Source organism: Methylibium sp. (genome assembly GCF_013817345.1).
Taxonomy (GTDB): Bacteria; Pseudomonadota; Gammaproteobacteria; order Burkholderiales; family Burkholderiaceae_C; genus Methylibium.
On the sequence record NZ_JACDCW010000131.1, the window covers coordinates 1 to 8417 of the forward strand.

Genomic DNA, 8417 nt, shown 5'->3' on the forward strand with positions numbered 1-8417 from the left:
CTGGGCCTTGAGCTCCTGCACGCCCATACAATCGATTTCCGCCTGTTCGGCCCACTCGACCCAGCCCTTGTTCGCGGCCGAGCGAATGCCGTTGAGGTTGAGCGAAACCACACGCAACACGGCGCACTCCAGACGATGACGACCCCTTCGCCGGCTTTGCAGACGACACCGCAGCCGAGCCCGCACGACGCACTCGCGCACGAATTCGTGGCCTTCGCGGTCGAGGCGGGCGTGCTGCGTTTCGGGGAGTTCAGGACCAAGGCCGGGCGGCTTTCGCCCTACTTCTTCAACGCCGGCCTGTTCGACGACGGCGCCAAGCTCGGCCGCCTGGCCGAATTCTATGCACGCCGGCTCGCAGCCTCGGGGCTGAGCTTCGACCTGCTGTTCGGTCCGGCCTACAAGGGCATCGCGCTGGCCGCTGCGGTGGCGATGGAGTTCGCGCGGCGCGGCCGCAACGTGCCCTACGCCTACAACCGCAAGGAAGCCAAGGACCATGGCGAAGGCGGCAGCCTGGTCGGCGCCAAGATGGCCGGGCGCGTCGTGATCGTCGATGACGTCATGTCGGCCGGAACCTCGGTGCTCGAATCGGTCGCGATGATCGAGGTTGCTGGCGCCATGCCGGTCGGCGTGGCGATCGCCCTTGACCGCCAGGAGCGCACGGGCGGCGAAGCCGGCGAGGGCAGTCACTCAGCCGTGCAGTTCGTGCAAAGTGAACTGGGTTTGCAGGTCTGCGCCATTGCGACCCTGGACGACCTGTTGCAGTATCTGGCGCAAGGGGCCGATCCCGCGCTGTCGGAGTACCTGCCGCATGTGCAGGCCTATCGCGACCGTTACGGGGTCTGAATGCAGCTGTGTCGAAGGTGGTCTGGAATGGAGAGTTCGGTGATGCGGATCGCACGTTCGCAAGCCTTGGCCGGCGTGTTGCTAGGTGCGGCGCTCGCCGCCGGCGCCCCATCGGCGCAGGCGCAGGCCAAGCCGGCGGGCCAGGGCGCCATCTTCACCTGCGTCAATGCGGGCGGCCGCAACCTGACGGCCGATCGCCCGATCGCCGAATGCCTGGACCGCCAGCAGCGCGTGCTCAACAGCGACGGCTCGCTGCGCATGATCCTGCAACCCAGCCTGACCTCCGACGAGCGCGCGGCCCTTGAAGAAACCGAGCGCCGCAAGCTGCACGAACGTTCCGCCCGGCTGGACGCCATCCGCCGCGACCGCAACCTGATCGCCCGCTATCCCAACGAAGCCGCCCACGACCGTGCGCGCCAGGTGGCGCTCGATCCCGTTCGCAATGCACTGCAGGCCTCGGAGGAGCGCGTGAGCGAGCTGCGCAAGGAACGCCAGCCGCTGATGGCCGAGACCGAGTTCTACCGCGGCAAGTCCGTGCCGGCCAAGCTGACGAGCCAGATCGATGCGGTGGACGTGAGCATCGAGGCCCAGCGCGCGCTGGGCATCAACCAGCAGGCCGAACTCGAGCGGGTCAACGGCCTGTACGACGCCGAACTGGGGCGTCTGAGGCGCCTGTGGAGCGGCGCCGAGCCGGGTTCGCTGGGGCCTCTGCCGCAGTCGGCGCTGGCTGGCGCGGGGCGCTGAGCCAGCAGTCGGCTGCTGACTGACCGGCGGCCCTGAGCCGGGAAGGCCTGCCCGCCGGACGACCCGCCGGTGCTCAGGCCAGCTTCTTCTTCAGCAGTTCGCCCAGCTGGGCCGGGTTGGCGCTGCCCTTGCTGGCCTTCATGGCCTGGCCGACCAGCGCGTTGAAGGCCTTGTCCTTGCCGGCGCGGTATTCGTCGACCGACTTCGGGTTGGCGGCGAGCACGGCATCGACGATGCGTTCGAGTTCGCTGCTGTCGGATAGCTGCTTCAGCCCCTTGGCTGCGATCACCGCGTCGACTTCGGCGGTTGCTGCATCCGTCGAAAACGGGGCCGAAGAAGTCAGCACCTCGCCGGGCACCACCGCGTCGCGGCTGGGATCGAACATCCAGAGCTCGTCGAACACCTGCTTCGCGCCGTTGTTGGACACCGTGCCATCGGCAATGCGCGCGATCAGCGCGGCGAGCGTCTCAGGGGCGACCGGGCTGCTCTCGATGCCGCGCTCCTCGGCGTTGAGCCGGCGCGAGACCTCGCCCATCAGCCAGTTGGCGGCCATCTTGGCCGGCGCCCCGGCCGCCTTGACCGACTCGTAGAAACGCGCGAACGCCAGGCTCTGCGTCATCACGAGCGCGTCGGCGGCGGCCAGCCCGTCCTCGCGCTCGAAGCGGCCGGCCATGCTGCGCGGCAGCTCCGGCATGTCGCCCCTGACCCGCTCGATCCACGCCGGCTCGATCACCAGCGGCGGCAGGTCCGGGTCCGGGAAATAGCGGTAGTCGTGCGCGTCTTCCTTGCTGCGCATGGCGCGCGTTTCGCCCGTGTCGGCGTCGAACAGCACGGTGGCCTGATGGACCTGCAGGCCGTCTTCGATCTGGTCGATCTGCCACTGCACTTCGAAGTCGATGGCCTGCGCCATGTGGCGAAAACTGTTGAGGTTCTTGATCTCACGCCGCGTGCCGTAAGGCGCGCCCGGGCGGCGAACCGACACATTGGCGTCGCAGCGAAAGCTGCCCTCCTGCATGTTGCCGTCGCAGATGTCCAGCCACACCACCAGCGCATGCAATGCCTTGGCGTATTCGACCGCCTCCTTGCTGGAGCGCATGTCGGGCTCGGAGACGATCTCCAGCAATGGGGTGCCCGCCCGGTTGAGGTCGATGCCCGAGCAGTCCTCGAAGCCCTCGTGCACCGACTTGCCTGCGTCTTCCTCGAGGTGCGCGCGCGTCAGTCGCACGCTGTGCGGCACGCCGGCCAGGTGGAATTCGACCGTGCCGCCCTGCACGACCGGCAGCTCGTACTGGCTGATCTGGTAGCCCTTGGGCAGGTCGGGATAGAAGTAGTTCTTGCGCGCGAAGATCGACAGCGGCGCGATGGCGCCGCCTACCGCCAGCCCCAGGCGGATCGCGCGCTCGACCGCGCCCCGGTTGAGCACCGGGAGCGTGCCGGGCAGCGCCAGATCGACCGCGCTGGCCTGGGTGTTCGGGCTGGCGCCGAAGGCCGTCGAGGCGCCCGAAAAAATCTTCGACACCGTGGCGAGTTGCGTGTGCGTCTCGAGGCCGATGACGACCTCGTAGCCGCGGGTGAGTGCGGGAGGGCTCATCTCAAAACCCCTGCGGCACGCGGAGGTGGAAGTCCGTCGCCTGCTGGAACGCATGCGCGGTGTGCAGAAGCGGCGCCTCCTGCCAGTAGTTGCCGATCAACTGCAGCCCGACGGGCATGCCGGCCTGGCCGAAACCGGCCGGTACGCTCATGCCCGGCAGGCCCGCCAAGCTGGCCGGCAGGGTGAAGATGTCGGTCAGGTACTCGGCCACCGGGTCGCTCTGCGAGCCGAGCTTGCGCGCCACGGTGGGCGCGACCGGGCCGGCGATCACGTCGCAGTGCGCAAAGGCGGCCTGGAAGTCGTCGGCGATCATGCGGCGCAGCTTCTGTGCCTGCAGGTAGTAGGCGTCGTAGTAACCGTGCGAAAGGACATAGGTGCCGATCATGATGCGGCGCTTGACCTCGGGCCCGAAGCCCTCGCTGCGGCTCTTGCGGTACATGTCGAGCAGGTCGGTGTAGTCGGCGGCACGGTGCCCGTACCGCACGCCGTCGAAGCGCGACAGGTTCGAGCTGGCCTCGGCCGGCGCGATGATGTAGTAGACCGGAATGGACAGCTCGGTGCGCGGCAGGCTCACATCGACCAGGCTCGCACCGAGCCGCTCGAGTTCGGCCAGTGCGGCCCGCACCGCGCGCGCCACATCGGTCGCCACTGCGGCGCCGAAGAACTCCTGCGGCAGGCCGATGCGCAGGCCCGCCAGCGGGCGCTCGGCGCTGGTGCCCTCGCGCGGCACGCGCACGGCAGCGGCGAAATCGGGCACCGGCTGCTGGGCGCTGGTGGCGTCGCATGCGTCGAAGCCGCTCATGGCGTTCAGCAACAGCGCGCAATCCTGCGCGCTGCGCGCGATGGGGCCGGCTTGGTCGAGGCTGGAAGCGAACGCGATCATTCCGTAACGCGAGCAACGGCCGTAGGTCGGCTTGATGCCCGTCACGCCCGTCAGCGAAGCAGGCTGGCGGACCGAGCCGCCCGTGTCGGTGCCGGTGGCCGCCGGGATCAGGCGCGCGGCCACCGCGACGGCCGAGCCGCCCGAAGAGCCGCCGGGAATGCGCGAGGTGTCCCACGGGTTGAGCGCCGGGCGCACCGACGAGTTCTCGTTGCTGCCGCCCATCGCGAACTCGTCGCAGTTGAGCTTGCCGAGCGCCACCGTGCCGGCCGCCTTGAGCTTGGCCACCACCGTCGCGTCGAAGGGCGAGCGGTAGCCGGCGAGCATCTTCGAGGCCGCGGTGCTCGGGAAGTCGGTCGTGACGAAGATGTCCTTGTGGGCGATCGGCACGCCGTCCAGCACGCCCCGCATCTGGCCGCGGGTGCGCCGCTCGTCCGACTCGCGCGCGTGCTGCAGCGCGAGTTCGGGGTCGCCGCACAGAAAGCTGCCGAGCGATTCTTTCGCGGCCACGCGCGTGAGCAAGTGGCCGGTCAGCTCGGTGCTCGACACGTCGCCGGCCGCCAGCATCGTGCTCAATTCGGTGACGCTGCACTCGTGCAGGGCGCTCGGTCGCGCGCTCATTCGATCACGCGCGGCACGAGAAAAAAGCCGGCCTCCACGGCAGGCGCGCTGCGTTGGTTGACCTCGCGCTCGACCACCTCGGTCACCGCGTCGTCGCGAAGCCGCAGTGCGACGTCCTGCACGGCCGACAGCGGCGTATACAGCGGCGCGACGCCGGTGGTATCGACCGCGCGCATGCGCTCGACGATGTCGAAGAAACCGTTGAGCTGCACGAGCATCGCAGCCTGCTCGGACGGCTGGAGCTCGAGCCTGGCGAGCAAGGCGATGCGGCTCACGTCGTTGGGATTCAGGGCCATGGAATGGAAGCGAAAGACAAGCGCGCAAGGGCGGTAAGAAGTGGCGAAGCGGCGGGTCCGCGGACCCTTTGCAACCGACTTTTACGGTGGTCGCCCGTGCTTCCTAAGATATTATCTTCGCTTAATCACACCGGCCGGGATGGAGGCGTTCACTGCGCGGCTGTTGCAGCGTGGGCGCGGATGTCGCGGCCGGCACTGCGCCCCGAACACCGTTTTCGCCCGCCTCCCGACACCCGGCGACGCACCGCTCGAAGCCACGGCTCGATCGATGCGCGGCCCAGCCCAAAACGTATTCCATGTTCGCCTCCTTGCGACGCTATTTCTCCACCGACCTTGCCATCGACCTCGGCACCGCCAACACGCTGATCTACGTGCGCGGCAAGGGCATCGTGCTCGACGAGCCCTCGGTGGTGGCGATCCGCCACGAAGGCGGCCCGAACGGCAAGAAGACCATCCAGGCAGTCGGCGCCGAGGCCAAGGCGATGCTCGGCAAGGTGCCGGGCAACATCGAGGCGATCCGCCCCATGAAGGACGGCGTGATCGCCGACTTCACCGTCACCGAGCAGATGCTCAAGCAGTTCATCAAGATGGTGCATCCGCGTTCGGTGCTCAGGCCGAGCCCGCGCATCATCATCTGCGTGCCCTGCGGCTCCACCCAGGTCGAGCGCCGCGCCATCCGCGAATCGGCGCTCGGCGCCGGCGCCAGCGAGGTCTACCTGATCGAGGAACCCATGGCCGCGGCCATCGGCGCCGGCCTGCCGGTCAGCGAAGCGAGCGGCTCGATGGTGGTCGACATCGGCGGCGGCACCACGGAAGTGGGCGTCATATCGCTCGGCGGCATGGTCTACAAGGGCAGCATCCGCGTCGGCGGCGACAAGTTCGACGAATCGATCATCAACTACATCCGCCGCAACTACGGCATGCTGATCGGCGAGCCGACCGCCGAAGCCATCAAGAAGAACATCGGCTCGGCCTTTCCCGGCTCCGAAGTGCGCGAGATGGAAGTCAAGGGCCGCAACCTCAGCGAAGGCGTGCCGCGCAGCTTCACCGTCTCGAGCAACGAGATTCTCGAAGCGCTCACCGACCCGCTCAACAACATCGTCTCCAGCGTGAAAAACGCGCTCGAGCAGACGCCGCCCGAGCTCGGCGCCGACATCTCCGACCGCGGCATGATGCTCACCGGCGGCGGCGCCCTGCTGCGCGATCTTGATCGGCTGCTCGCCGAAGAAACCGGCCTGCCGGTGCTGGTGGCCGAGGACCCGTTGACCTGCGTCGTTCGCGGTTGCGGCATGGCGCTGGAGCGCATGGAGCGGCTGGGTGGCATCTTCACTTCCGAGTGAGCGACAACTAACCCAGCGACGTCCTGCAGCGCTAAAGCCGGCCCGTGCCTCACACGCATGACCGGCTTTTTTGTTTTGCTCGCCCCCTGACCATGCCCCTTGGCACCCTCGACCGCACGCCGCCGCCCTTTTTCAAGCAGGGCATCCCGGCACTGACCAAGCTCGTGTTCTTCTCGGCGCTCGCGCTTTTTCTGATGGTGGCCGACACGCGTTTCAAGGTCACGCAGCCCTTGCGTGCGGCGATGGCCACGGTGCTGCACCCCGTCGAGCGGGTGCTGCTCGCGCCGGTGCGGGCGTGGGGAACGGTGCACGACTACTTTGCCGGTGTCGCCGAGGCGCGCGCGGGTGAGGCGGCGGCGCTGCGCCGGCTGGCCGAGCAGTCCGAGCGTGCTTCGCGCGTGGATCTGCACATGCAGGAGAACGCGCGGCTGCGCGAGCTGCTCGGCCTGCGCGCGCAGGTCAGCGTGCGCTCAGAGGCGGCCGAAGTGCTGTACGAGGCGTCCGATCCCTACACCCGCAAGCTCATCATCGATCGTGGCGCCAACCATGGCATCGAGGCGGCCTCGCCGGTGATCGACGCCGACGGCGTGCTGGGCCAGGTCACGCGCGTTTATCCGTTGGCCTCGGAGGTGACGCTGCTGACCGACAAGGACGCGGCCATTCCGGTGCTCAACACCCGCACCAAGGCGCGCGCTGCCGCCTACGGCGACCCCGGCACGCTGGCAGCCGGCGCCGGGATGGAGCTGCGTTTCCTGTCCAACAACGCCGACGTGCAGCCCGGCGACGTGCTGCACACCTCGGGCGTCGACGGCATCTACCCGCCCGGCCTCGAGGTCGCCACCGTGGTGTCGGTCGACCGGCGCAGCGGCCAGACCTTCGCGAAGGTGGTGCTCGCCCCCGCCGCGGTGCAGGGCAGCGTGCGCCACGTGCTGGTGCTCGAGCCGCTCAATCTGCAGTTGCCCCCGCGGCCGGGCGAGGCCGCTGCCAGCGCAGCACCGGTGCTGCCGCAATCGGCGGAGCAGCCATGAGCGTCACGAACTCGCGGCAGTGCGGCCGTATTGCGCGGCATGGGGCGCACCAGTCGCCGGGGGGAGTTGCGCCATGATCATGCCCAGAGGTTCCGACCAGCTGCTGCTGCCTGTCAATCCGGTGTTCGTGTGGGGCTCGCTGCTGGTCGCATTGCTGGTCAACCTAGTGCCCTTCGGCCGGGTGCCCGCCATGCCCGACGTGCTGGCCGTGGCGCTGGTGTTCTGGAACGTGCACCAGCCGCGCAAGGTGGGCATCGGCGCGGCTTTCGTCTTCGGTTTGCTGATGGACGTGCACGAGGGCTCGCTCCTCGGTCAGCATGCGTTGGCCTATACGTTGCTGAGCTATTTCGCCACCACGATCCACCGCCGGATGTTGTGGTTCAGCGTGCCGGCGCAGGCGCTGCAGGTGCTGCCGCTGTTCGCCGCGGCGCACCTCGTGTCGCTGATCGTGCGTTTGGCCGCAGGCGCGGCGTTTCCCGGCTGGAACCTTGCCGCAGCGCCGGTGATCGAAGCGCTGCTGTGGCCCGTGGCTTCCCTGCTGCTGCTGGCGCCGCAACGCCGCGCGCCGGACCCGGACGCGAACCGGCCGCTTTAGCCGCTCGCTCCGGCCGCAATCACGGACTGTTGAAAATGGCGCAGCATCGTTCACCCGTTCCCGACTTCGTCGCATGACCGAACTGAAGGACCTCGACCGCGAACTCGGCCGCTTCCGGCTGCGGCTGCTCGCTGCTGCAGTGCTGGTGCTGTTGGGTTTCGGCCTGCTGGTGGCACGGCTGACCACGCTTCAAGTGCTGCGCCACGACGAGCTTTCCACGCGGGCAGAGAGCAACCGCATTGCCGTGTTGCCGCTGGCACCCAACCGCGGGCTCATCCTCGACCGCAACGGCGTCGTGCTGGCGAGCAACTATTCGGCCTACACGCTGGAAATAACGCCGGGGCAGGTCAAGGACCTGGACGCGACGCTCGACGAGCTGGCCAAGCTCGTGCGCATCGATGCGAGCGACCGCAAGCGCTTTCGCCGGCTGCTGGGCGAAACCAGAAGCTTCGAGTCGCTGCCGATCCGCACCAAGCTCG

8 protein-coding genes and 2 pseudogenes are annotated in these 8417 nt (G+C 68.4%); 6 read left to right on the forward strand and 4 right to left on the reverse strand.

Going from position 1 to position 8417, the window contains the following annotated elements:
• A pseudogene (locus H0W40_RS17790) lies at positions 1-120 on the reverse strand (exodeoxyribonuclease III); the annotation flags it as partial.
• Between the two features lie 15 nt (positions 121-135).
• On the opposite strand from H0W40_RS17790, the gene pyrE reads away from it, so the two are divergent.
• Together pyrE and H0W40_RS17800 are read left to right on the forward strand one after the other, a co-directional pair.
• Entirely contained in the window at positions 136-843 is a 708-nt protein-coding gene (gene pyrE, locus H0W40_RS17795; RefSeq protein WP_292448927.1) for an orotate phosphoribosyltransferase, read from the forward strand.
• 42 nt (positions 844-885) lie between these two features.
• Positions 886-1587: a hypothetical protein gene (locus tag H0W40_RS17800; protein WP_292448944.1), complete on the forward strand. Its 702-nt coding sequence runs from the start codon at positions 886-888 to the stop codon at positions 1585-1587.
• A gap of 73 nt (positions 1588-1660) precedes the next feature.
• On the opposite strand, the gene gatB is transcribed toward H0W40_RS17800, so the two are convergent.
• From gatB to gatC, 3 genes are read right to left on the reverse strand one after another with little or no spacing between them, the layout of a single operon-like run.
• Positions 1661-3178 carry an Asp-tRNA(Asn)/Glu-tRNA(Gln) amidotransferase subunit GatB gene (gatB, locus tag H0W40_RS17805; protein ID WP_292448929.1) on the reverse strand — a complete coding sequence of 506 codons (1518 nt, stop codon included), beginning with the start codon at positions 3176-3178 and terminating at the stop codon, positions 1661-1663.
• A gap of 1 nt (position 3179) precedes the next feature.
• Positions 3180-4679, reverse strand: coding sequence for an Asp-tRNA(Asn)/Glu-tRNA(Gln) amidotransferase subunit GatA (gene gatA, locus H0W40_RS17810; protein ID WP_292448931.1), 1500 nt, complete (start codon positions 4677-4679; stop codon positions 3180-3182).
• Entirely contained in the window at positions 4676-4975 is a 300-nt protein-coding gene (gene gatC, locus H0W40_RS17815; protein ID WP_292448934.1) for an Asp-tRNA(Asn)/Glu-tRNA(Gln) amidotransferase subunit GatC, read from the reverse strand. Before gatC ends, gatA begins: the two co-directional genes overlap by 4 nt.
• A 296-nt stretch (positions 4976-5271) precedes the next feature.
• On the opposite strand from gatC, the gene H0W40_RS17820 reads away from it, so the two are divergent.
• The 4 genes and pseudogenes from H0W40_RS17820 to H0W40_RS17835 all read left to right on the forward strand — a co-directional run.
• On the forward strand, positions 5272-6315 hold the full coding sequence (locus H0W40_RS17820) for a rod shape-determining protein (protein ID WP_292448936.1): 1044 nt from the start codon (positions 5272-5274) through the stop codon (positions 6313-6315).
• A 92-nt stretch (positions 6316-6407) separates the two neighbouring features.
• The gene (mreC, locus tag H0W40_RS17825; protein ID WP_292448939.1) at positions 6408-7343 is read left to right on the forward strand and encodes a rod shape-determining protein MreC; all 936 of its coding nucleotides are present in this window, start codon (positions 6408-6410) and stop codon (positions 7341-7343) included.
• A gap of 73 nt (positions 7344-7416) precedes the next feature.
• Complete coding sequence (gene mreD / locus H0W40_RS17830; protein WP_292448942.1) at positions 7417-7938, forward strand: rod shape-determining protein MreD; 522 nt, start codon at positions 7417-7419, stop codon at positions 7936-7938.
• A 73-nt stretch (positions 7939-8011) separates the two neighbouring features.
• Positions 8012-8417, forward strand: a pseudogene (locus H0W40_RS17835) (penicillin-binding protein 2); the annotation flags it as partial.